The sequence below is a fragment of the Xanthomonas sp. SI genome, from assembly GCF_014236855.1.
Lineage (GTDB): Bacteria > Pseudomonadota > Gammaproteobacteria > Xanthomonadales > Xanthomonadaceae > Xanthomonas_A.
The window spans coordinates 595,578-620,087 of record NZ_CP051261.1 but is presented as its reverse complement, the minus strand read 5'-3'; the positions used below and the strand labels follow the sequence as shown (position 1 = coordinate 620,087).

The following is a 24,510-nucleotide window of genomic DNA, read 5'->3' as shown; positions in this document are numbered from 1 at the left end:
GCGCCGCTTATTGCGCCGCAGGATCGCCGGGGCCGGGCTGATAGTGCGCGTACTCCTCGCGCGACAACGCGCCGTCGGCATCGGCGTCGAACGTGTCGAAGGTTTCGCGCAGGACCGGGTCGGCGGCGGCTTCGGTACGGTCGATGCGGCCGTCGCGGTCCAGGTCCAGTGCGGCGAAACTGCGCGCGCCTGCCACGGCGCCGGTGTCGCTGGCAGGCGCTGCCGGCACCGGCAAGGTCGAGGCCGGCGGCGCGGGCAACGGCGGCAGCGGGGCCGGCGCCGGGGTGGGCGCGGGTGTCGGCACAGGGAGGGGCAATACGGGTGCGGCAGGATCCTGCTGCGGCGCGGCCATGCCGGTTGCGGCGAGAGCCGCCAACGACGACGCCAGGCACAGGCGCAGCGAATAGCGTGAAGAACTCATGGGCGGCCCCATCCAACGGCGAATGGACACCCTACTCCTTGCGGCGCCGCTTATGGCCGCAGCGATGCCCGGCCAAGCCGATTCTTCGGTTGCAGTACAAAAAAGCGGAAGGGCGGCACCAGGCCGCCCCTCCTCATACGTCTCTGTCACGTTCGATCAGGCCAGTTACGTCGTCTCGGCGCCACGATCGGCACGAGTCCTCGTCTATGCGCGTACCGACCGCGGCGCCTTGCCGTCGTCGACGTTACTGGCCGTTGCTGCCGGCGGCGCCGCCCTGCTGCTGTTTGGCGACATACGCCTTGTATTCGTCCGGGGTCAACTTGCCGTTGTGATCGGCATCGGCCTGCGCAAAGATCTGGCTGAGGCCTGCATTGACCTGCGCTTCCTGCTTGCTGATGGCGCCGTCGCTATCGGTATCGACGTCGGCCCAGGTCTGGCCGCCGCCCGAAGCGCCGGATTGCGCGGACTGCCCGGTCGCGCTGGTGGGCGACTGCGCCTGGGTGGCGGCATCGCTCTGCGCATCCTGGGCGAAGGCCGGCATGGCCAGTGCGGCGGCGAGAATGGCGGCGGCCCCGATCAGCGGCGTGCGGTTGCGAATGTTCATGGGTGGTCTCCTGTGCTCTCTCGGTTGTGGCATGCCCGGTTGAATCCGGTGCATGGCTACACCGTGCCCGTGCCAGGCTGAATCCATTCCCTTGCAAAAAACCGCAGGCAACGCTTCGTTAACCACCTCGGGCAAAACACGCGCTACCCGCTTGGTTAGCGACTGGTGAGCCGGTGGTAAGGCCTTCGTTCGAGACGTTCGGAACTTGGAAAAAAAGCGTGTGTTTCACCCAATTTGGCGCTCGTCGTCGCCGGATTTTTCGCTTGAACGCGAACTGAACGCAACCCAGGCCGCGGCGACACCGGCAAGCGCACCGGACACTTCCAGCACCACCCGCGAGCCCAACTCGTTCGGATCGTGGATGCTGGCCAGCGCCAGCCGCGCGTACAACGGCGACTCCAGGCGCACGATGCCGGTGTAGAACAGGTTCCAGCAATCGATCCCCGCCGACACAGCGACCGCGATCAGGCACGACCAGCCCAGCGCATGACCCTCGGACCATTGCAGCCAGCGGCACAGGCGGTGCCACAGCGCGTACACGAGGAACCCGACCGCGAACGCGATCAGCCCGGCTTCGAGCGAGCCCAGCAGGCCGAAGTGCAGCGGCAGGTTCATTGCGGTGCTTCCTGGTGGCGAGGAGAGCGCCAGTCTAGGCGGTGTGGCTGCCTGCGTGCGGTCCTAACTAAGCGTCGCCATCCCCACAACGCATTCGGGCATCCTCGCAAAGCGCAATGTCAAAGGCTTCTGCCGTGACCATTCCCCGAGGCCACCAGGAGTCCGCGCTTACCCCCGGCGATCGACCGAGAGGAAACGCATCAGCCATCGTTCTCGGCACTGGCACTCACCACCGGCGCACCGTCTTCGTCCCAGCGCACCGTCACCAGCATCGGCCGGCAACAGACCTGGCAATCCTCCACGTATTGCTGCGTCTCGACCGACGGGTCCAGCGCCAGGTCGATCCATTCGCCGCAATACGGGCACTGCAGGTCGATGAAGCTTTGCATGCCGGACATGAGCTTGGCCTATGAAGCGATATGGGAAGCCCTAGCGTACCGGCACGTCGTAGGCGGTGCCGGGGCTGGGTTCGGGCTGGAAGGTGTAGTGCCACCACTCCAGCGGGTAGTTGGCGAAGCCATGCGCCGCCATCGCGCGCAGCAGGCGTTGGCGGTTCGCACGCTGGGCCGCATCGATTCCTGCCGCGTCGGTGTGCGCCAACGGGTCGAAGAAGTCGAAGCCGGTGCCCATGTCCAGCGGCGCGCAGTGGCCACTGCGGCAGTCGAGCAGGCCAAGGTCCAGCGTCGCGCCGCGGCTGTGGCCGGAGGTCTCGGCGATGTAGTCGCCGAGCAGCACGCGCTTGTCCAGGTGCGGGTAGTAGCGCGCCTTGGCGACCTGGTCGCCGAGGTCGCCCGCCCAGGCCACGAAGGCGCGCACCGAGCGCTGCGGCCGGTAGCAGTCGAACACCTGCAGGCTGTAGCCCTCGGCGCGCAACGCGTGCTGCACGCGCGCCAGCGCTTGCGCAGCCGGGGCAAGCAGATAGCACTTCGGCGCGCCGTAACCGGGCACCGGGCGGCCGGTGAAGTTGTCGTGGCCGGCGTAGCGGATGTCCATCGCGATGTCCGGCGCGACCTCGTGCACGTCCACCAACCCGGCTTGCGCGGGCGTGGTCGCCGGCGACACGGCCGGCGTGACCGCCGCGCTCAGCGCGCTGCCCGGCCCGGCGACGGCACATGCGGCGAGCAGCACGAGCGCGACACGGCGTGCGCGCAATGCCTGCCGCTGCTGACGCGGCACGGGATGCGGCACAACGGAGGAGAAAGACGTCATGGACCCAGCATAGGCCATCACGCCGCGTGACGGCCCATCCCCCGCCATTGCTTCGATCGCGAGGCACCTACGGAGGCGATCGCCTGCGTACCACTCAGACGCCGTTCTTCATGGTGCCCGCCGTCGTGCGCCCGCGACGCGTCGCCCCTGCCTATGGCTTGCGCGCGGTCTACGGCGCAGGCCCGCTGTTCTGCTTCGCGTCAAGCCACGGCTGCTGCGCACGCTCCGACGCTGCTTCCTGGACCGGGCGATGCGTCAGCAAACCGAAGACCATGCCGCTCGATAGCACCGTGATTGCGCTGAGGATGTAGAGCAGGATGCGAAAGGCGTCGCCGTAGCCGTGCACCAGCAAGACCTGATCGATACCGGGCAACACGGTCGCGGCATGCGCCAGGTCGCCCATCGCCAGGCGCTGCGCGGCCTCGGGCAAGACCTGCGCGCCATCCACCAGGTCCGCGCCGCGCAGGCGGGACTGCACCAGGCCAGCGAGCATGGCGGCTACCACGGCCAGCGCCACGCCTTCGCCGGCCACGCGCGTGGTGCTGAAGATGCCCATGGCCATGCCGGCGCGCTCCTTGGGCACCACGCTTACGGCCAAGCCATCCATCAGCCCCCAGGGCAGGCTGGTACCCAGACCGATCACCAGCAGCGGTCCCAACCACTGCGCGGCAGGCTGTCCCGGCACGCACTGCGCCAGCCACGCCAGGCCGCCGGCGGCGGTCAACAATCCGATGCCGGAGATCAGGCCGGCCGACAGCCAGCGCGTCAGCATGCCCGCCAGGATCGGCACGACCAGCATCGGTGCGGACAGCGCGATCATCATGCGTCCGGCCGCCATCGCGCTGTAGCCCTCGATGCCGATGAAGCGCGCCGGCAACAGCACCTGCAGCACGACATAGCAATACGCAGGCGCCGCCGCCAGGAACTGCACGCCGACGAAGCGTGGGTAGCGGAACAAGGACAGGTCCAGCATGGGCCGCTTCACCCTGGTCTCGATCAGCACGAAGGCCGCCAGCAGCACGGCCGCAGCGGCCAGCGGGCCGGCCACCGTGAGGTCGCTCCAACCGTGCTCCGGCGCTTGCAGCAACGCATAGGTGAACAGCGTCAACGCCGCCGTGAAACTGAGAGCTCCGAGCCAGTCCAACCCTTGCGCATCCGGGTCGCGCGATTCGGGCATGCAGCGCCAGCCGCAGAGCAGCGCCAACGCACCGAGCGCGGTGACGCTCAAAAAGACCGAACGCCATCCCAGGCGCTCGATCAGGAAACCGGAGAGCACCGGCCCGAACGCCAGGCCGACGCCGAAGGTGGTGCCGAGCAGGCTGAAGGCCCGGGTGCGCGCATGCCCGTCGAATTCCTGGGCCAGGGCGGCCGCGCCGCCGGCAAAGGCCGCCGCACCGGCCACGCCCTGCACGGCACGTAGCGCATCGAGCCAGACGATGTCCGGCACGAAGACCAGGGCCAACGAGGCGGCGGCGAAACCGCCCACGCCGAGAACGAACAGGCGGCGGCGGCCGAACTGGTCGGCGAGCGCGCCGGCCGCCATCAGACAACCACCGAAGCCCAGCATGAAGGCGTTGGTCACCCAGTTCAGGGCGACGGGACTACCCCCCAGGCTTTGCCCGATGGCGGGCAGCGCCACCGCCGGACCGGTGAAGCTCAGCGGCATGGACAAGGCAGCGAGCAGTACCGCGCCGAGAAGCAGCCATTTCTTCGCTTTGGCAGCGTGCGTGGGATTAGGGAAATGCATGTCGGATCCTTTGTCGGGCGCATCCACAAAATGGATCGACAAAAGATAGGATGGCTCCAATCGGCTTGGAACAAGCCGCGATTCCCGACAGAAACGACAAATTGTCGTCAATTTCATCTTCGCAAAGGCCGAGACAATGGACCATGTGAGCGGGCTGACCGCGTTCGTCCGTGCAGCCGAGACGCGCAGCTACGTCGCCGCGTCCAGAGTGTTGGGGCTGTCGCCCTCGGCCATCGGCAAGAGCATCGCGCGGCTCGAGGCCAAGCTCGGCGTGCGCCTGTTCCATCGCAGCACGCGCAGCATCGCCCTCACCGAGGAAGGCATGCAGTTCTTCGAGCGCTGCCGCCGGATCCTGGAAGATCTGGAAGATGCGCAGGCCGCGCTCGGCAAGAACGCGACCGTGCCGCGCGGACGCCTGCGCATCAGCGTGCCCGCCGCGGGGCACCGGCTGCTGATGCCGGTGTTGCCGGCCTTCGTCCAGGCGTATCCGGAGGTGGAGCTGGACATCGATTTCAGCGACCGGTTGGTCGATGTCGTCGACGAAGGCTTCGACATGGCGATCCGCAGCGGCACGCTGGCGGACTCGCGGCTGTCGGCGCGCGGCCTGTGTCCCTTCCGCTTCAAGCTGTGCGGCTCGCCGCGGTACTTCGCCCACCACGGCATGCCCGCGCACCCGCAGGACCTGGCGGCTCATCGCTGCCTGCGCTTCAAGTATCCGTCGAGCGGCAAGCTGCAGGAGTGGCGCCTGAGCGAAGCGGGTGCCGACCCGGCCGAACTGCGCGTGCCGACCACCATGACCCTGGGCAGCATCGAAGCCACGCTGAGCGCGGCCATCGGCGGCATAGGCATCGCCTACCTGCCCGATTTCGCAGTGGAAGACGCCCTGCAGCAGGGCCTGCTGCAGACGGCGCTGGAGCACTACAACGTCGTCGAAGGCACGTTCTGGATGCTGTGGCCTTCGCACCGCCACGTGTTGCCCAAACTACGCGTGTGGATCGACCATCTCTCGGCCAGCCTGGGCACGCGCGGCGAACAGCCGGGGCGATGAGCTGGAGCATCCCTGGCGCTTGCGTCAGCGTCAGCGTTGGCGTTGGCGTTGGCGTTGGCGTTGGCGTCCGAACGTTATGTTTTTTTCGGGCATCAGGCAGACGACGACACGGCTTCCGCATCGCAAACGCCTCGAATATGCAGCCCTGCCGATACGCGGCGCTGCATGGCGGGACAAGCGAAATCGAATGCCGGCGCGAACACGAGCGACTGCGTCGCGTCCGTTCCCTCTGCACTCGAAACGTTAGCCGCCAGCCCAGTTAAACCGGGCCGTGGCCTGTTGCGGTGCAGTTGACGCCGGCGACAACCGCCGGCGCCATTAGGGATCAACGCCCTTGTGACGGCGCCGATTGCGACTGGGTACGCTGCTGGTCCTGGGTCTGCTCCTGCGCCTGCGTCTGGCGCTGGGTTTCGGCCGCCAGCTGTTGCTGGCTCTGCTCCAGCGGCACCGCCGCGGCCTGCTGCCGGTCCACGTAGGCGCGGTTCACGTCGTGCGGGTTGTTCGGGTTGCGCTCCACCGCGATCATGCCCTTGCCGTCGGTGCTGTGCACCAGATCGTCGATGCGCGACATGCCGTTGACCTTGGCCTCGAACGCGACCTGGCCGGCCGCGCGCTGCATTTCTTCGCGGCTGCCGAAGCCGCCGTTCGGCCCCTGCTTCTCCAGTTGCTTGACCGCCTGGTCGAACATCGGATTGTCGCGGCGCAACTGCTCCACGCCCTGCTCCCGCTGCAGGTTCTTGTCGATGGAGGCGAGCGTCTCCGGGCCGGCCTTGCCGTCCACGCCCTTGAGCCGGTTGTCCTGCTGGAATTTCTCCACCGCCGCTTCGGTCTTCGGACCGTAGGTGCCGATGGCGTCCTTCGCGTCCAGGTAACCGAGCTTGGACAGCTTCTCCTGCATGTCCTTCACCGCGGCGCCCTGCTCGTTGCGCTTGAGCACGCCGTCGCCGTTGTCGGCGTGCGGGCCGTTGCCGCCGTGGGACTTGTCCGGCTGCGGCGTCCGCTCATGCTTGGCCGGCTGCTCGCCGGTCCGGGTGACCGTCTTGTCCTGGTCGGCCAGCTTGAGCAGGTCGGCCTTCTCGTTCTCGGCGCGGTTCTGCAGCGAATCCAGGGTCCTCTGCTTCTCCACCCGCGGGAACAGTCCCTTGACGTGGTCGGCCTTGTAATCCTGCACCGCGCCGACGATGTCCTTGTCGGAGAGCTTGGACAGGTCGTAGTCCTTGCCGAACTTCTCTTCCAGTCCATTCAGGAACACGCCCGAGCCGCCCGGCTTCTTGTCGCTGCCGGGGCCGTACTGCACCGCCGTGCTCCACAGCGCATCCTGCACCGCCGGACCGCGGTCGGACAGGTCCACGCCCTTGTCCTGCAACCGGTCGACCAGCTTGTCGTAGTGCGTGCGCTTGATGTAGTCGTGCTGCTCCTGCGCGAAGCTGTCGTCGGTCCTGGCCAGCTCCTTCCACTTCGCACTGAAGTCGGCCGAGCCGGGCTTCAGGCCGGCGAAGTCGTCGGCGTACTTGCTGTCCTTCACGAAAGCCGCGACCGTCCCGCCCACGATGACCGTGCCTTCCTTGGTCTTGACCTGCGAGGTCATCTGGTAGGAACCGTATGACACGCCACCCGGATCGTCGATGCCGGAGGACACCGTGCTCGCGCCGCGTCCGCCGGTTTCGTAATGCTTCGAGGTCTGACCCAGTTCCCAATCCTTGTCGCTCATCGTCCATCTCCTTGTCTAAAAAAGTTCATCGCAAAAACCACAGCAGGAATCAGCGCGCTTCCAGTTCGTCCGCACGCTTGGCGGTCATGTCGAGACGGCATTCGGCGGCATCCACACGCCCCGCCTGCCCGCTGTCGGGATCGTAGAAACACTGCTCGTCGCGATCGGCGATCCACTTGCGTTGCTGCTCGCGCAGCGCGTTCTTTTCCGCGTCGCCCAGCTTGGCCATCAGCGCCTTGTAGACCGTGTTCAGGCGGCCATCCTGGTATTCGTATTCGGTGCCGATGCAGTCCTGCATCGTCGGGGTCACGCCGGCGGCGGCGCTGATGCAGGCGTCATAGGAAGGTCGCAGCACGACGTTTTCTCCTGAAGGTTTCGATGGCGCGGCGGCGGCATCCGCCTCGGTGGACGGCGCGCTCGGCGTTTGCGGATTCGACGCAGGCGCGTCGCTCGCGGGCGATGCCGGCGCGGTCGCTGGCGCAGCGGTGGCGGATTGCGCAGCCGGCGCCGGCGCGGAAGACCCGCCGTTGCACGCCGCGGTCAGACCGCAGAGCACGAGCAGGCAGGAAACAGGAAGAACCTTGACGGTGGCCACTTTGGAATTCGCCTTGTGGTGATGCGTGTAAGGGAGGGCAGTTCTAAACGATCGTCGAAACCATGTCCATCGGATCGTCGGATTGCGACGCCACCGCTACACGGCCGTTCAAACAACGCAGACAGGCTGCCGACAACGTCTCGACGAGCCGCAAAGCGCCTTGCATGCGCAACGTCCACTTCACGGGCACGATCGATCGCTTCGCACGCGGCATCCACTCGATGCCGCGTGCGTCGCCAAGCAGGAACGTCATGCAGCCGCGAGCGCGCGTGGACGCCAGCCCGATCGATGATCGAACCGGCATCGGCTGCCATCCGCGTGACGGCGGCAGCCGATGCTGGCAGCACGCATCAGCGCGTCGGTGTCTGCGACTGCGTCTGGGTGCGCTGATCCTGGGTCTGCTCCTGCGCCTGCCGCTGGGTTTCCGCTACCAGCTGCTGCTGGCTCTGTTCCAGCGGCACCGTCGCGGCATGCTGCTTGTCCACGTAGGCGCGGTTCACGTCGTGCGGGTTGTTCGGGTTGCGCTCCACCGCGATCAGGCCCTTGCCGTCGGTGCTGTGGACCACATCGTCGATACGCGACATGCCGCCGACCTTGGCCTCGAACGCCACCTGCCCGGCCGCACGCTGCATTTCCTCGCGGCTGTTGAAACCGCCGTTCGGCCCCTGCTTCTGCAGCTTCTCCAGCGCCTGGGTGAACAGCGGATTGTCGGCACGCTGCGCTTCGGCGGCGGCCGGGTTGGCCTTGGCCTCGGCCTTGCTCTGCGTCTGCAGCTTGCTCAGCGCATCGAGGGTGACCTTGTCGGCGATGCCGGTCGGCTCGATGCCTTTCTCGCGCTGCAGGTTGGCCACCACTTCCTTGGTCTTGTCGCCGTAGTAGCCTGTGCCGGTCAGCAACTTGCCGCTGTTGTCCTTGATGCCGTGCTCGATCAGGCTCTGCTGCATCGCCTTCACGTCGGGGCCCTGCTCGCCCGGCTTCAGCGAGGTGCGCGCGTCATGGCCTTGGCTGTGATTCTGCGACTGCGTCTGCTGCCGGTCCTGCAGCAGGTCGCGCGCCTTGGCCAGCGGGTCGGACGCGAACAGCTTGGCGTTCTTGTGGCCGGCCAGGTAATCGTCCAGCGGCATGGTGTTCACGCCCTTGCTGCCGGTGGATTGGCTGACAAGCAGCTCGCCGTTCTTCGGGTCGCGCACCACCATCATGATGTGGTCGATGCCGTTCCAGTAGTCATGCCCCGATTTGTGGCTGGCATCGACGCCGATGACCATGCCTTCCTTCAGCGCGCCGGGCTTGAACACGTCCTGGCCCTGCAGCAGCACGCCGGAACTGAGCGAAGCCTTTTTGACGATGTCGCCGGAGCCGACCATGCCTTGCGTCAACAGATCCTTTTGGCCGAACACCTCGTGGCCAGCTTTCTTGTTGATCTCCAGCATCGTCTTGTTCTGCAGTTCGGTCACCCAGCCGGAGCAATCGATGTAGCCCTGCTCGAGATGCTTGCCGTCCACGCCGGGGTGGGAAAGCCTGTGGCCCTTGATGTTGATCGCGTACTTCACGTCGTCGTACTTGATGCCCATCTCATACGCGGCGGTGAGCTTGATCCCGTCGTGGCCGTCCTGCTTGGCAGTCGCGGCAGTCGTGGCCGGATGTGCGGCTGGATGCACGGGCGGATGCGGCTGCATGCGACCCGGCGGGACCGGCTGCGGGGCATGGCCCTCGGTAACCGGCTTGATGCCCTTTTCCGGAATCGCGATGTGGTCGAACTTGGTGTCCCAGTACTTCAGGAAGGTCTTGGCCATGTCCTGGTCGGACATCTTCTTGAACTCGGCCAGCGAAGACCCGGTGTAAGCCTCGAACTGCTTGGCGCCGCCCGCATCCTTTTCGCGCGGCACGTTGTTGAGGATGTTCGGCCGCGTGTCTTCGCGCGCGAAGCTGCCGGTGGCGACCGCGGCCTGGATCGAGCGGTAGCCGCCGGCACCCTGCTGGTGCGCCATGTACATGTCCAGGCCATCTGGCTGCGGCTTGCCGGACAGGTACGGACGGTGGTCCTTGTCGTGCTGCCGGGTCAGCGCATGCTGGTTGTCCTGGTACAGGCGCGCCGCGGCGTCGGTATTGGCGACCGCATCCAGTTCGCGGCCGCTGATGCCGTAGGCCGCTGCAGTACCGGGGGTGAACTGGAACAGGCCCTTGGCGCCGTTCTGGCCGCGGCTGGCCTGCTCGTTGAACTTGCCGCCGGTTTCGATATAGGCGAAACGCATGAAATCGTCGACCGGAATGTGGCGTTCCTTGGCCTCACGCTCGATGATGTCGAGGTTCTCGGCCTTCGTGTAATCGCGTGCCATCTCGTGTTACTCCTTGAGGTTGATATACGGCGGCGTGCGCCGACAAGGTCAACCGAGCTCGTCCGTGAGCTTGTTAGTGCGCGGTCAACAAAACTGTTCGGGTACTACGTGTGCTGCTGTGTTGCTGCTGCCAGCGCGCCCATCCACAGATCGGCGCGCTGGCGGGTTCATGCGTTATTCGTGGGCAGGTACTGTGCGCTCGCCTGGTCGTACGCATAGAGCACCGCATCGGAAGCATCGAGCATGCGCGCCCGGCCGGGGCCGGCGATCGCGGTACCGCTCAGCACCACCTGCACGTCTGGCATCGGTTCGCCCGGCACCGGTTTGAAGCTCAGTGTGCCGACGCTGGAAACGTGGGGGACGACGCCCTCTTCGTCGCTGCTGGCCTCGTTGTCCTCGCCGGCCGCGACCGTTCCCCGATACACCCAGCCCTGGTAATCGCCCAGCTCATTCTTGTTCGGGTCGAAGGTGAATAGCGCGAAGCCGGCACTGGTGACGCCATTGTCGAAGCTCGACGTCGGCACCGCCAGCAGCAGGTGGCCGTTGTCCAGCACATGCTGCTGCGGCTTGCGCGTCTCGTCGACCGCATCGGTGCGCTCGTAACTGCCGAAGGCACCGACATAGCGCTGTGCGTGGAAGACCATCCATGGCCGCTCGCTGCCGGGGTTGGTCAGGACGAAGGTGGCCTGGCTGAGCGAAACGCTTTCGTCCGGACCGGGAAAGGTTTCCTCGTCATCGTTGCCGTACCTGCCGCGCGTTGCATAGGCGAAACCGGTGTAGTAGTGCTTGCCGCCCAGATCGAAATGCTGGCCGCACCAGAAGCTGGCCACGGCGCCGTTGTCGATTTCGTACGAGAGGGCGCCATCGCCGTCGATCCCGTAGATCAGATACAGCACGCTGCCCGGATAGGGCGGCGCTTCGGTGGCGACGGCAAGCTTGTTGTCATTGGACATGTGCAGAACATCCTGTATTCGTTGAAGAAGCCGAAAAACACTCCTGAAAATCCCGACACGCCACGCCGCCGTATCCGGATGCCGCCCGCTTGCGCATCGCAGACACAGCGCGACCTACGTGGATGAAGAACTCCTCGCAGGCGCGGCTTCGGACAGAGAACGGTGGATTGCAATCCGGCCCCAAAGCAGGGGCGGTGATGGCGATTCGCGCATGGCGAACCGCAAGCCGGCGTTCCACTCCGGCATTTCGGGCGAGTGCAGCATCCATTGCCGCTCGCGAATGACTCGCCTGATCATCAGGCCCCGTGCCGGCATCTTACCCAGTTCCATTGCCGGCGACCAGCGGGCAACGCCCCTCCGCGCCCACCTCCGGCCGGCCCTGGCGCGGGCCGGTCGGCGGCTGTTCAGCGATCCAGCGACGGCGTGTACTGGCCCTTGCCCTGGTCGTACGTATAGGTCGCCACGTCGGCGGGGCCGAGCGTGCGGACCTTGCCGGGGCCGGCGATGGCGGTGCCGCTCATGGCCACATGCAGGCCCGGCAGCGGCCCGGTGCCGGGTTCGAAGCTCAGCGTGCCGGTGCTGGCCGCGCACTTCATGGTGCCCTGGTCGTCGCAGGCCGCGCCGTTGTCCTCGCCAGTAGCCACGGTGCCCAGGTAGACCCAGCCCTTGTAGTCGCCAAGGTCGTTCTTGTTCGGGTCGAAGGTGAACACGGCGAAGCCGGAGCTGGTGATGCCGTCGGCGAAGTGCGTGGTCGGCAGCGCCAGCAGCAGGTGGCCGTCCTTGGTCTCGGTGCTCTGCGGCTTGCGCTTCTGGTCCAGCGTATCGGCCTTCTCAGAAGCGCCGAAATCGCCGGCCCAGCGCTGTGCATGGAACAACGTCCAGGTCGGCTTGCCGTCCACGCTGTCGAGCACATAGGTGGCCTGGCTGATGCTCACGCCGACGGCGGGATCCGGCGTGTTCTCTTCCTCGGACTTGCCGTATTTCTCCGGACCCACATTGGCGAAGCCGGTGTAGTAGTGCTTGCCGCCGAGGTCGAAGCGATAGCCGTACCAGAAGCTGGCCAGGGCGTTGTTGTCGATCGTGTAGGACGCCGAGCCGTCGCCCTTCTCTCCATAGATGTCGTCGAGCACGCGACCAGGTGCCGGCACCTCGACCGCGACCGGATCGGATTGCGCGGCGGCGGGTGCGGCCGGCGCGCTCGCTGCAGTGCCCGCCTGCGCGGCGGACGGGGCGGCGGCGGGTTGCTTGTCCGTGCAACCGCCGATCAACAGGAGCGTTGCCGCCCACAGGGCTGTCTTTGCTAGCCTCATCGCTGCGTCCTTTGGAGTTCTTGGCGCGCTCATGCTACCAAGAACGCGTTGCATCCAATGGACGCCCCGCGCCAGCTCGACGCGGCGGCACAGGCGTGGTCGCCCGCATGCGGTGGCGGACGACCCGGCAGCGCTACGGCACGTCCTGTTCCAGCGCCGGGGTCGGCTGTGGCTGCGGTCGCGCCTGCGCCGGCTGGGTCAAGGCATGGAGGATGCGCAAGTCCTCGGCATCGAACGCGGTGGCGTCGTTGCCGCGGTAGTGGTGGTGGAAGGCGCGCAGCGTGGCCGCGCGGTCGTCGAGCGGATAGCCGATCAGCGCCAGCGCCTGCCACGGGTCGAAGCCGGGCGGCGCCGGCGGCGTGTCCGCGGCGGGCCAGCGGCCGAAACCAGCTTCGGCCAGACGCTTCCATGGAAACAGCGGGCCCGGATCGACCTTGCGCGTGGGCGCGAAGTCCTCGTGCCCGACCACCTGCGTGCGCGGGATGCGCAGCCGCGTGCACAGATCCTCCAGCAACAGCAGCAGGCTGTCGATCTGTGCGGGCGCGAACGGGGTCTTGCCGTCGTTGTCCAGTTCGATGCCGATCGAGGCGGAATTGATGTCGGTGATCGTGCCCCAGCGCCCCGCGCCGCCATGCCAGGCGCGGCGTTCGTCGCTGACCAGCTGGTAGCGCTTGCCGTCGCGACCGATCAGGTAATGCGCGCTGACCTTGCCCTTGCTGTTGTGCGAACGCAACGTGTTCAGGCTGCGCTGCACCGAGTCCTGGTCGGTGTAATGGATCACGATCAGGATCGGCCGGCGCAGATCCTGGTTCGGCGACGGCACCCACTCGGCCAGCGGATTGCGCTGCGGCGCGTGCGCGCAGGCACCGAGCAGGGCGACCAGCGCCAGCGGTGCCAGCCAGCGGATGCGGGGCGATGCGGGTGTGGAGAAGGGTCGGGTCATGGGGACCATCTTGGATACCTGGGAAGTTGGCTGCAATCGCGCGAAAAACGGCATCTGGAAATCGAAGGACTTGTCACTCCTGTAGGAGGGGCTTCAGCCCCGACGCCTTATCGCCAAAGCGTCGGGGCTGAAGCCCCTCCTACAGGGACACCACTGTTTGCAGGACAGGCCCCCACCCGCACGAACTCCAGGTCGGCATAGTCGTAGCTGAAATCCGCATCCGGATCGACATGCGCCAGTTTCATCCGTTGCGCGCCGTCGGCACCGGTAGCGAACTCCAGCCAAGCCTCGGCATCGACGCTGGCGTCGTCCCAGTCCACCAGCCAGCGCGCGCCGGCCTGCATGACCCGGCCGCGAAGCAGTGGCGACTTGCGCGCCTGGAAGCGCAACACGTCCTGCTGCGGGCATAGCACGACTTCGCCGAACCATGGATCGCGCCACACGCCTTGCCGATCGCGCGACGCGGCGCTGGCGACCGGCACGCGCGCAGACGTATCCACCGCGGCAGGCGCCGCCTTGCCGGCCTGCGCACGCGCGCGCTCGAGCAGCGTGGCGTAGTGCTCCACATCCAGCGTACGTTCGCCGGGACGGGTGAAATGCTTGAGCAGCGCCTCGCTCAACACGGTACGCATATCGCCGCCCTCGCCGTTACTGAGAATGACGAAGCCGCTGCGCCGATCCGGCAGCAGCACCAGCGCCGAATACATGCCCATCAGGGTGCCGGTATGCGCGACCTGCCACTGCCCGTCCACATCGGAGAGGCGCCAGCCGTAGCCATAGCCGTACAGGCGCGTGCCGTCCCAGTCGCGCATCTGCGCGGAGATCGGCATCGGCGTGTGCAGCGTCCACAGCGCCTGGCGCTGCGCCGGCGACAGCCAGGGCGCAGCATCGGTGTCGGGCGACAGCCAGGCACGCATCCAGGCCAGCATGTCGTCGAGACTGCAGCGCACGCCGCCGGCCGCCATCGACGGCGTATCCGCGATTCGCGCCGGGTCCGCGCGCACCACCACGTTGGCCTCGCCCTGGCGCATATGCGGCTGAGCGACGTTGCCGACCGCATCGCGGTCCCAGGCGCCGACCTGGCAGCGGCCCATGCCCAGCGGTGCGAACACCTGCTCGCGCAGCAGCTGCTCGTAGGACTTGCCGCCGGCGCGCGCGGCCACTTCGCCGGCGACCACATACAGCAGGTTGTCGTAGGCGTAGTGCGCGCGGAAGCTGTGGGTCGGCTTAAGGTAGGCCAGCCCGGCGATGATATCGGCGCGACTGAACGCGTTGGGTTCCGGCCACAGCATCAGATCGCCGGCGCCCAGGCCCAGGCCGCTGTTGTGGATCAGCAGGTCGCGTACCTGGATGTTGTGCGTGACCCACGGATCGTACATGCGAAACTCCGGCAGGTACCTGGTCACCGGATCGTCCCAGCGCAGCTTGCCGGCATCGACCAGCCGCGCCAGCAAGGCAGTGGTCATCGCCTTGCTGTTGGAGGCGATCTTGAACAGCGTCTGCCCATCGATGCGCTCGCCGCTGCCGGCGCGCAGTTCGCCGGCACTGCGCGCGTAGACCACCTCGCCGTTGTCGATCACGCCGACCGCCAGCCCCGACAACCGGTAGCGCGTCATGGCCTGCTCGAACAGGCGGTCGAGCTCGGCACGCGGCGGCGGTGCGTCCGCAGCGCCGGGCGCGGCCGCCGCGACTGCCGGCCATACGAAGCAGACGGCAAGCAAGTACCTGCGCATTCGCCCCGCGATTGCTGCGTTGCGCGATGGCGTCCCCGGTCTCGTCGTCTCCAGCGTGGCTGTGTCGCCTCGCACGCGCATCCTCAAAAGGTGTAGGTGAAGTTGGCGTACAGCTGCCGCCCGATCGCACTGTACACGCGCGGGAAGTACGGCCAGGCGGTGTAGGTGTCGTCGCGCGGATGGATCTTGTCGAACACGTTGAGCACGCTGATGCCGAGCGTGGCCTTGTCGGTGATCCGCTTGGCGATGTCCGCGTTCCAGATCACGTACGGCGCCACGCGTCCGCTCTCGGCGTAGTTGGGACGCGAGCCGTAGCGGTAGCCGTACAGGCTGGTCGACCAGTCGCCGATGCTCCAGTTCGCACGCCAGTTGGTGCGGGTGCGAAATGCCAGGTAATCGACGTCGTTCATCACGTCCACCGGCTTGGCCCCGGCGAACTGCGCCACTTCCATCTTCAGCACACGGGTATAGCCGGCCTGCAGCCCGAACGCGCCCCAGTCGCCAAGGTCGAAGCTGTAGCGCAGGTTGGCGTCCACGCCGTCGGTGCGCATCAACGACTGGTTGATCGGGAAGGTCTCGAACGCGGTGATCTGGCCTTCGGCGGTGAGGTCGGTCCCGGGGCTGCGGGTCACCGACTGGATGTAGAACTGGCAGGCCGCCGATGCGGTATCGACCGCATTGCCGGCGCGGTCGCTGCCGAGCAGGCAATTGGCGTTGTTCTCCAGCAAGGTCTCGCTGGAGATCGACTCGACCCGGCCTTCCAGTTCGATGCGGTAGTAGTCCGCGCTCAGCGAAAGGGTCGGCAGCACGTCCCACACGAAACCCAGCGTGGTCGACTTGCCCTTTTCCTCTTCCAGCAGCGGATTGGACGACTGGGTGGAGAAGGTCTGGTACTCGTGCGCGGCCGAGCAGGCATCGGACAACGGATCCAGGCCGTCGCGGCGGCACAGGTATTCGTCGGTGACGGTGGGATTGTTGGCGCTGGTGCCGGCGTAGATCCACAGCAGGTCCGGCGCGCGGAAACTGGTGGCGTGGCTGCCACGCAACAGCAGGCTGTCGAACGGCCGCCATTCCAATCCCGCCTGCCAGGTGGCGGCATCGTCGACCGCGGTGATGTCGTCGTACTTGTCGTAGCGCGCGGCCAGCGTCGCGCTGAGCCGGTTGAAGATCGGCACGCGCAGTTCCAGGCCCGCGGCGTAGCGGTCGCGCGGGCCGCCGCCCGGGGTCTGGGTCAGGTTGTAGATGCGCTCGCTGCCGGTGTAGTCCACGGTGGTGCGCGGATCCGGCGCGAGGTCGTACTTCTGTCGCGCCGCCTCCAGCACGGTGGCAATCTGCACCATGCCGGCCGGCAGCGCGAACAGGTCGCCGCTGAACACGAACTGGGCCTGGTCTGTGCTGGATTCGCCGCGGCTCACCACCTCGGTGGTGAGCTGGTCGTACAGCGCCGCGCTGCCCGGCGCGAACAGCTTGTCGGCGTAGAACTCGCGGATCTCGGTGCCGTCGGGCCGATAGCCGAGCACCGGCCCCATGTAGTAGTCGCGCACCGCGTTGGTGAGGAAGCGCGGGCGCCGTGTGGTGATGTCGTAGCGCGACATCGACACGCTCGCATCCCAGTCGAAGCGGCCGTCGAACAGCTTGCCGCGCACGCCAGCGTTGAGGTTCCAGGATTTCTCGTCGTACTCGATGTTCTTGATCCCGCCGACTTCCGACGGCAGGAAGATGCGCTGCGCGGTGACCAGGCCCAGGTCCGGATCGTAGACGGTGAACGCGCCCTCGCCGATGTAGTAGTGGGTCTGGCTGGAGCTTTCGTCCTTGGAGCGGTTGGCCAGCACCTGCGCATAGCCGGTGACGGTGTCGTTGAAATCGAAGCTGCCGGACAGATACGCGGAGGTCTTGCCGTAGCCGTTCTGCACCGAGCGGCCTTCGTAGTAGCCGAACGCGCCGCAACGGTTGGCCGCGGCCAGGCTGTCGGCGGTCTTGTACGGCCTGAATGCCGGATTGGTCGCCGCACACGCCGCGTCCAGCGCGCCGGTCGAGGTGGACAGCGCGCCGCCGCTGGGCCACAGATAGGTGTTGCCGCGGCGCAGGTAGACGCCGGAAATCGAGGCATTGGGGCTGGCCGGATCGGCCTTGTTGCCGGGATGGTCGTCGTACGAATCCAGGAAGTCGCGCTGGCTGGCGACGATGGCTTCGCGGTCCAGCCGTTCGAACGCGTAGGTCAGGCTCCAACGATCGCCGGTACGCCCGCCGCTCCATTGCAGCTGGCCGCTGTCGCCGCCGCCGCGCGTGGTGGTGCCGCCGCGCAGGCGCAGCGTGTCGCCGCTGAAATTGCGCTTGGTGATGATGTTGACCACGCCGGCCACCGCGTCGGAACCATAGATCGCCGAAGCGCCGCCGCTCATCACCTCGATGCGCTCCACCGCCGCCGCGGGAATGCTGCCCAGGCTGACCGCGGTGCCGTTGGCGTTGTAGGACTGCGGGTAGTCGGCCATGCGCTTGCCGTTGAGCAGGATCAACTGGTAGCCGGGCCCCAGGCCGCGCAGGTTGAGGTATTGGCCGTTGGGCGAACTGCCGGTCTGGTCGCTTTCGTTGAAGGCGCTGCCGCTGAACTGGGTCAGCGTGCCGAGCGATTCCCACACCGTGCTGAAGCCCTGCTTCTGGATGTCCTGCGCGGTGATGACGGTCACCGGCGCCGGCCCTTCCACCTGCGAACGCGCGATGCGCGAACCGGTGACGGTGACCTTGTCCAGGTCGCGCGTGGCGATGGCGGTGTCCTGCGCCGCGGCGAGCGGCGGCAGTGCGCATCCGGCCAGCAGCGCGAGCGCGAGGCGGGACGGTCGGAAATGGCAATGGGAATGCTGGGCTTGGGTGGGCATGCGGCTCTCTCCTGCGATCGACGACGGACGCTGACGACGGCGCCCCAAGTCGACGCAGGCCGGCAACCGGCCGCCTTCCCTGGGCACCCACGCGGACAACATGGCGCATGGCCGAGGCACGGCGCCGTTCTCTGTAATCGCTACTTTCCCCAGGTGCGGATGCCCAACAGCGCCCCCTGCGACGTGGCCCGTGATCCCCAGGCTAGCGCCTCGCTGCTGACGGGAACGGCGCCTGTCGCCACCGCTTCCTCGCCCCTGCGTTTTTGGTGTAGCACGGTGCGAAATCGCATGTCAATCGCGCATTCTTGACAAGCATCATCGAGAAAAAGACTATTCGGAAGCCGGCGCGCAGCGGTCCGGCACTCCTTCCACCGCCCGGGGTCCGATGAATACGATGCGTGGCCTGTGTCTGTTACTGGCCGCCGCATTCAGCGCGCCCATCGCCGCGGCCAGCGTCGCCGGCGAGGCGCCGTTCCAGTTCCAGGCCAGCCAACTGCAGGCGGAGTACTGGATCACGCGCCTGCCCGAGGCGCCGCGCCCGCTGCTCGACACGGCGCAAGTGCAGGCGTTCAACGCGCACCTGCTGCAGCACGATGCCTCGATGCACGACCTGCAGGCGCTGCCCGAGCGCTACAGCGCAGCGCAGGTACGCGCGCAAGTGCTGGCACTGTCGGCGCCGCCGACGCGCACGCTCTATGACGCGAGTGGCACCAAGCTCGCTGCCGCGCAGCTGACCGCCCTGCAGTCCACGCTCGCCCTGGACACGATTCCCGCGCAGATCGCGCCGCGTTACGCGCTGGTGGTGCGCCGCGCCGATCTGCGCACCTTCCCGACCCGGCAGCGCGTTTTCAGCACCCGCGACGACCACGACATCGATCGTTTCCAGGAATCGGCGCTGTATCCCGGCACCGCGGTGGCGATCCTGCATGCCAGCCGCGACGGCCAGTGGCTGTTCGTGCTGGCGCCGAACTACGCAGCGTGGATCGAACGCGAACGTGTGGCCGAAGGCGAACGCGCCACGGTGCTGGACTACGCGCAGCGCACGCCGCGGCTGGTGGTGACCGGCGCGCGCGCGCTGACCGCGTTCACCCCGGAACTGCCCGCGGCATCGCACCTGTCGCTGGACATGGGCAGCAGCCTGCCGCTGCTGCAGGACTGGCCTGCGCAACAGGCGGTCAACGGCCAGTCGCCGCTGGCGGCCTACGTGGTGCAACTGCCCTTGCGCGACGACGATGGCCGCCTGCGGCTGGCGCCCGCGCTGATGCCGCGCGGTGCCGACGTCGCCGCCACGCCGCTGGCGGCGACGCAACGCAACCTGCTGCGGCAGGCCTTCAAGTTTCTCGGGGAACGCTACGGCTGGGGCAACGACTACGACGCGCGCGATTGCAGCGGCTTCGTCTCCGACGTCTACCGCAGCCTGGGCATCGCCTTGCCGCGCAATACCGGCGACCAGGCGCGCAGCCCCACTCTCGCCAGCGTGTCCTACGTCGCTGCCGCGCCGCTGGCGCAACGGCAGCGCACACTGGCGCGGCTGCAGGTCGGCGATCTGGTGTACATCCCCGGCCACGTGATGATGGTGATCGGCCACGACAGCGGCCACACCTGGGTGATCCACGACGTGGCCGGTGCCGGCTACCGCGACGCGTCCGGACAGTTGCAGCGCGCGCGCCTCAACGGCGTCTCGGTGACGCCGCTGGAGCCGATGCTGCTGGGCGACGGCACGCCCTTCATCGACCGCATCACCCGCATCCAACGCGTTCGCCCGATCGCCCCCGAATGAAGATCACCGACATCCAACTGGGCATGCTGTGCGTGCCGCTGAAGACCCCGTTCAAAACCGCGTTGCGGACCGTGGAGACGGTCGAAGACGTGGTGGTGCTGGTGCACACCGACAGCGGCCACATCGGCTATGGCGAAGCGCCGGCCACGGCGCCGATCACCGGCGACACCCATGGTTCGATCATCGCGGCGATCGACCGCTTCATCGCACCGCGCCTGATCGGCGAGGACGTGGCCGACCTCAACCGGATCACCGGGCGGATCCAGGGCGCGCTGGAGCGCAACAGCAGCGCCAAGGCCGCGGTGGAGATCGCGGTCTACGACCTGTGGGCGCAGCTGTACGGCGCGCCGCTGTACAAGATGCTCGGCGGCGGTACGCCGGCCATCACCACCGACATCACCATCAGCGTGGACGCCATCGACAAGATGGTGGCCGATGCGCTGTCGGCGCTCGCGCGCGGCTTCGCGGCGCTGAAGATCAAGGTCGGCAAGGACATCGACGTGGACATCGCGCGGGTCAAGGCGATCCACGCCGCGGTCGAAGGCCGCGCCTCGCTGCGGCTGGACGCCAACCAGGGTTGGACGCCGAAGCAGGCGGTGTACGCGATGCGCACGCTGGAAGACGCCGGGGTGGCGCTGGAGCTGCTGGAGCAGCCGGTCAAGGCCTGGGACATCGACGGGCTGAAGTACGTGACCGAGCGCGTGAACACGCCGGTGATGGCGGACGAGAGCGTGTTCGGGCCGGCGCAGGTGCTCGACCTGATCCAGCGCCGCGCCGCGGACATCGTCAACATCAAGCTGATGAAGACCGGTGGGCTGTCCAACGCGATCCGCATCGCCGACATCGCGGCGTTGTATGGGGTGGAGTGCATGATCGGCTGCATGCTGGAGTCGAGCATCAGCGTGGCGGCGGCGGTGCACCTGGCGGTAGCCAAGGCCGACATCATCACCAAGGTGGACCTGGACGGCCCATCGCTGGGCCTGTTCGACCCGGTGCAGGGCGGGGTGCTGTTCAACGAGTCGCAGATCACGATCAGCGACGCGCCGGGCCTGGGCATCCGCGAGATCCGCGGCCTGGAACTGCTGCCGCCGCGCGGGTGATCTGGGCGCGTTGGCGCATTCGCTGCGGTGCGCACGGCTGTCGCATGCCACAGCTTCCACCGCGATCGCGCTTGCCATCACTACGTATGGCGGTCGACTCCGGTGTGCATGGGTGCTGACGACCACCGTGACGTCTGCACGCGTCACCTGGAACGCCAAGCCGACCCCAGTTGCCACCTTGTTCTGCTTCGCCCTTGTTCTGCTTTGCCATGCTCCTCTTGGCTTGAGCTTGAGCTTGGGGTTGGGCTTGGCTCTGCTGTGCTTCTGCTGTGCTTCTGCTGTGCTTCTGCTGTGCTTCTGCTGTGCTTCTGCTCTGCTGTTGCTTCTGCTGTTGCTTTTACCGGGTTCCCTTCCGCAGCGGCGGATGGACCGGGGAAAAACCCGAAGGGCGGCGCACAGGGATGTGCGCCGTTCGCGGCAGGGGCAGGATGCCCCTTCCGCGAATCCCCGGTGCATCCGCGGACCCGTAGCGCGCAGCGCGGAGGGCGCAAGGCAGGGCGTGCTTTCTTTTGGTTACTTTTCTTTGCACGAGCAAAGAAAAGTGACCCGCCAAGGGCGGAAGCCTTTGCTTTGGTGTTTGCTTGGGCATTTGCTTTTGTAGGAGCGGCTTCAGCCGCGACACCTTCCTGACAGACTCAGTCGCGGCTGAAGCCGCTCCTACAATGATTCCCCCATCCCCATCGCCATCGCCATCGCAAAGGCAAAGGCAAGGGAAAGGGCAAGGGCAAGGGCAAGGGCAAAAAGCTTTCGCCTGCGGCGAGTTACTTTTCTTTGCTTGTGCAAAGAAAAGTAACCAAAAGAAAGCACACCCTCCTCCGCGCCCTCCGCGCTGCGCGCTCCGGGTCCGCGAATAGGACGGGATTCGCGGAAGGGGCATCCTGCCCCTGCCGCGAACGGCGCACATCCCTGTGCGCCGCCCCTTCGGGGTTTTTCCCGCCCTATTCGCCGCTGCGTAAGGGACCCGGTAAATCAAGATCAAAAGCAAAAAAGCAACAGCGACGGCAACAGCAACGGCAGCCGCACCACGCCACGCCACTCCACGACACACGATCAAGCTATGCAGCAAGCCGGCCAAGCCTGCTGCGTGATGCACTTCCAACGCACCACACCATCGGCGCACCGATCCACCGCGTCTACCGACACCGCACGGACGGTCTAAGTGCATGATCCCGCGCCGCACATCGAACAACTGTTGTACCTTGCAGCATTGCGGCATCTGCCCGACTTCACGGTCGGGCCGACGCACCAAACCCACCCCGACCGCAGGCGGCAGCTGGCGGTGAACCTGCAGCGGGTCCAGCACCCGCCCGATGCCCGATCGCGACCGGAGATGCGCATGCCGAAATTCCCATGGTTGTCCGCCCTGACGCAGACCGGCAGCGTCCGACGCAGCTGTCTGGCCGCCATGGCACTACTGTGCATCGCCGTGACCGGCACCTGCCTGGCCGCCACCGGCGACACTATGCCGCCGGCACTGCGGCAGGCACGCCAGTTGGTGCTGGTCGTGGCGCCGGACTGGGACAGCCCGCGCGGGCAACTGCAGGCGTTCGAACGCACCGCGCAGGGTTGGCGCGCGCATGGCCAGCGCTTCGATGTCGCGCTCGGCCGCAACGGCAGCGCCTGGGGGCTGGGCCTGCATCCGGCGCAGGCCGACGGTCCGCAGAAGCGCGAAGGCGACGGCCGCAGCCCAGCCGGCATCTTCACCATCGGCGAGGCGTTCGGGTATGCGCAACGTATCGACAGCGCGCTGCCGTACCAGCCGATGCAGCAGAGCAGCTATTGCATCGACGTGCCCGATTCGCCGCTGTACAACCGCATCGTCGACGCTGACCGGGTCGGCGCCGACGCCGTGGCCGGCTCGACCGAGCCGATGCGCCTGGACCTGCACCATGACGGCGATCGCCGCTACGAAGAAGGCTTCGTGATCGGCCACAATCCGCAGGCGCGGCCCGGCGCCGGCAGCTGCATCTTCGCCCACCTGTGGCGTGCCGCAGGCGAGGCCACCGCCGGCTGCACCGCGATGGAGCCGGCCGACATGCAGCGTCTGCTGGCCTGGCTGCGGCCGGATGCCGCGCCGCTGTTCGTGCTGCTGCCGCGCAACGACTACGAACGCCTGCGCGGCGCCTGGGCACTGCCGGCCGTGGAGCCGGCACCATGAGCAACGCACCCGAACCGAGCCTGGTCCGCGCGGTCAGCCGCTGGCAGATCGTCGGCCTGTCGATCAACGACGTCATCGGCAGCGGCATCTACCTGCTGCCCGCCGCCACCGCCTCGCTGCTCGGGCCGATGAGCCTGTGGGCGGTGCTGCTGGCCGGGCTGGCGGTGGGATTGCTGGTGCTGTGCTACGCGCAGGCGGCCAGCTATTTCGACGAACCCGGCGGCAGCTACCTGTATGCGCGCGAGGCATTCGGCCGCTTCGCCGGCTTCGAGATCGGCTGGATGATCTGGCTGACCCGGATCAGTTCTGCGGCGGCGCTCGGCAACGGCCTGGCCGATGCGGTGGTGCGCTTCTGGCCGGCCGCGGCCGGCGGCGGCGCGCGCCTGGCGATCGTGGTCGGCTCGCTCGGCCTGCTCACCGCGATCAACGTGATCGGAGTGAAATCGGCCGCGCGCACCGGCGTGGCGCTGGTGATCGGCAAGCTGGTGCCGCTGCTGCTGTTCGTGGCCATCGGCCTGTTCTACGTGGACTGGTCGTGGGCGTTCTCCGGCAAGGCGCCGGACCCGCGCGACTTCGGCAACATGGGCGAAGCGGCGCTGCTGTTGCTGTTCGCCTACGCTGGTTTCGAGAACATCCCCGCCGCCGCCGGCGAATACCGCAATCCGCGCCGCGACGTGCCGTTCGCGCTGATCACGATGATCGTCACCGTCACCCTGATCTACGCCGCGGTGCAGGTCGTCGCGCAGGGCACGCTGGCGAACGTGGCGCAGTCGGCGACGCCGTTGGCCGATGCCGCCAGCGGCTTCGGCGGCGAGATGCTGGCGCTGATCCTCACCGTCGGCGCCACCATCTCCATCCTCGGCACCACCAGCAACACGGTGATGCTGGGGCCGCGCTTCCTGTTCGCGCTTGCGCAGGACGGCTACGGCCCGGCGTTCCTGGCGCGGGTGCATCCGCGATTCCGCACGCCGGCCGCGGCGATCCTGCTGCAGGGCGTGCTGTCGCTGGCGCTGGCGTTGTCCGGCTCGTTCGTGCAGTTGGCGCTGCTGTCGATGGTCACCCGCCTGTTCGCCTACATCGGCACCGCCGCGGCGGTGCTGGTACTGGCACGGCGCTACCGCGACCGGCCGGGTGCGCTGCACCTGCCGGGCGGCCCGCTGATCCCGCTGGCCGCGTTGCTGCTGGCGCTGGCCCTGCTGCTCAGCGCCAGCTGGCAGAACCTGGCCGCGGCCGGCATGGCGCTGCTGGTCGGCGCGCTGTTCTACCGCTTCCCGCGCAAGGTGGCGGCGTAGGGCCTTCACGCGGCCTTGCGCTGCTGTCACGTGCGGGTAACCGCATCGCTTCGACTCTGGGCGCCAGCCTCAGCGATGG

General features: G+C 67.3%; 20 protein-coding genes. 5 read left to right on the top strand and 15 right to left on the bottom strand.

Annotated features, from left to right (window positions below; all coding sequences use genetic code 11):
- Positions 1–7: 7 nt before the first annotated feature.
- From HEP75_RS02765 to HEP75_RS02740, 6 genes are all read right to left on the bottom strand, one after another.
- Complete coding sequence (locus HEP75_RS02765) at positions 8–421, bottom strand: EF-hand domain-containing protein (protein WP_185825351.1); 414 nt, start codon at positions 419–421, stop codon at positions 8–10.
- A 244-nt stretch (positions 422–665) separates the two neighbouring features.
- A complete protein-coding gene (locus HEP75_RS02760) occupies positions 666–1,025 on the bottom strand; it encodes an EF-hand domain-containing protein (RefSeq protein ID WP_185825350.1) in 360 nt (119 codons plus the stop codon).
- Between the two features lie 225 nt (positions 1,026–1,250).
- On the bottom strand, positions 1,251–1,640 hold the full coding sequence (locus HEP75_RS02755) for a hypothetical protein (protein ID WP_185822031.1): 390 nt from the start codon (positions 1,638–1,640) through the stop codon (positions 1,251–1,253).
- A 200-nt stretch (positions 1,641–1,840) separates the two neighbouring features.
- Complete coding sequence (locus tag HEP75_RS02750; protein ID WP_185815081.1) at positions 1,841–2,038, bottom strand: CPXCG motif-containing cysteine-rich protein; 198 nt, start codon at positions 2,036–2,038, stop codon at positions 1,841–1,843.
- Between the two features lie 31 nt (positions 2,039–2,069).
- The gene (locus tag HEP75_RS02745; protein WP_255423975.1) at positions 2,070–2,792 is read right to left on the bottom strand and encodes a M15 family metallopeptidase; all 723 of its coding nucleotides are present in this window, start codon (positions 2,790–2,792) and stop codon (positions 2,070–2,072) included.
- Positions 2,793–3,018: 226 nt separating this feature from the next.
- On the bottom strand, positions 3,019–4,623 hold the full coding sequence (locus HEP75_RS02740; protein WP_255423974.1) for an MFS transporter: 1,605 nt from the start codon (positions 4,621–4,623) through the stop codon (positions 3,019–3,021).
- Positions 4,624–4,732: 109 nt separating this feature from the next.
- Here HEP75_RS02740 and HEP75_RS02735 point away from each other — a divergent pair, with 109 nt between their 5' ends.
- Positions 4,733–5,644 carry a LysR substrate-binding domain-containing protein gene (locus HEP75_RS02735; protein WP_185825348.1) on the top strand — a complete coding sequence of 304 codons (912 nt, stop codon included), beginning with the start codon at positions 4,733–4,735 and terminating at the stop codon, positions 5,642–5,644.
- Between the two features lie 325 nt (positions 5,645–5,969).
- Here the strand turns inward: HEP75_RS02735 and HEP75_RS02730 are convergent, their stop codons facing one another.
- From HEP75_RS02730 to HEP75_RS02690, 9 genes are all read right to left on the bottom strand, one after another.
- Entirely contained in the window at positions 5,970–7,355 is a 1,386-nt protein-coding gene (locus HEP75_RS02730; RefSeq protein WP_185825347.1) for a peptidoglycan-binding domain-containing protein, read from the bottom strand.
- Positions 7,356–7,404: 49 nt separating this feature from the next.
- Entirely contained in the window at positions 7,405–7,950 is a 546-nt protein-coding gene (locus tag HEP75_RS22225; RefSeq protein WP_255423973.1) for a lysozyme inhibitor LprI family protein, read from the bottom strand.
- Positions 7,951–7,993: 43 nt separating this feature from the next.
- Entirely contained in the window at positions 7,994–8,203 is a 210-nt protein-coding gene (locus tag HEP75_RS02720; protein ID WP_185825346.1) for a hypothetical protein, read from the bottom strand.
- Positions 8,204–8,300: 97 nt separating this feature from the next.
- Entirely contained in the window at positions 8,301–10,286 is a 1,986-nt protein-coding gene (locus HEP75_RS02715; protein WP_185825345.1) for a peptidoglycan-binding protein, read from the bottom strand.
- Positions 10,287–10,453: 167 nt separating this feature from the next.
- The gene (locus tag HEP75_RS02710) at positions 10,454–11,239 is read right to left on the bottom strand and encodes a hypothetical protein (protein WP_185825344.1); all 786 of its coding nucleotides are present in this window, start codon (positions 11,237–11,239) and stop codon (positions 10,454–10,456) included.
- A gap of 404 nt (positions 11,240–11,643) precedes the next feature.
- The gene (locus tag HEP75_RS02705; protein WP_185825343.1) at positions 11,644–12,549 is read right to left on the bottom strand and encodes a hypothetical protein; all 906 of its coding nucleotides are present in this window, start codon (positions 12,547–12,549) and stop codon (positions 11,644–11,646) included.
- A gap of 133 nt (positions 12,550–12,682) precedes the next feature.
- The gene (locus tag HEP75_RS02700; RefSeq protein WP_185825342.1) at positions 12,683–13,492 is read right to left on the bottom strand and encodes an N-acetylmuramoyl-L-alanine amidase; all 810 of its coding nucleotides are present in this window, start codon (positions 13,490–13,492) and stop codon (positions 12,683–12,685) included.
- A 107-nt stretch (positions 13,493–13,599) separates the two neighbouring features.
- Positions 13,600–15,108: a serine hydrolase gene (locus HEP75_RS02695; protein WP_345776774.1), complete on the bottom strand. Its 1,509-nt coding sequence runs from the start codon at positions 15,106–15,108 to the stop codon at positions 13,600–13,602.
- A 200-nt stretch (positions 15,109–15,308) separates the two neighbouring features.
- Positions 15,309–18,101, bottom strand: coding sequence for a TonB-dependent receptor (locus HEP75_RS02690; protein ID WP_185825340.1), 2,793 nt, complete (start codon positions 18,099–18,101; stop codon positions 15,309–15,311).
- 385 nt (positions 18,102–18,486) lie between these two features.
- On the opposite strand from HEP75_RS02690, the gene HEP75_RS02685 reads away from it, so the two are divergent.
- The 4 genes from HEP75_RS02685 (at position 18,487) to HEP75_RS02670 (ending at position 24,431) form a co-directional block, all read left to right on the top strand.
- On the top strand, positions 18,487–19,881 hold the full coding sequence (locus tag HEP75_RS02685) for an SH3 domain-containing protein (protein WP_185825339.1): 1,395 nt from the start codon (positions 18,487–18,489) through the stop codon (positions 19,879–19,881).
- A complete protein-coding gene (locus tag HEP75_RS02680; RefSeq protein ID WP_185825338.1) occupies positions 19,878–20,981 on the top strand; it encodes a dipeptide epimerase in 1,104 nt (367 codons plus the stop codon). Before HEP75_RS02685 ends, HEP75_RS02680 begins: the two co-directional genes overlap by 4 nt.
- A gap of 1,462 nt (positions 20,982–22,443) precedes the next feature.
- Positions 22,444–23,139 carry a L,D-transpeptidase family protein gene (locus tag HEP75_RS02675; protein WP_255424066.1) on the top strand — a complete coding sequence of 232 codons (696 nt, stop codon included), beginning with the start codon at positions 22,444–22,446 and terminating at the stop codon, positions 23,137–23,139.
- The gene (locus tag HEP75_RS02670) at positions 23,136–24,431 is read left to right on the top strand and encodes an APC family permease (protein ID WP_185825337.1); all 1,296 of its coding nucleotides are present in this window, start codon (positions 23,136–23,138) and stop codon (positions 24,429–24,431) included. The genes HEP75_RS02675 and HEP75_RS02670 overlap by 4 nt, the downstream gene beginning before the upstream one ends.
- Positions 24,432–24,510: the final 79 nt, after the last annotated feature.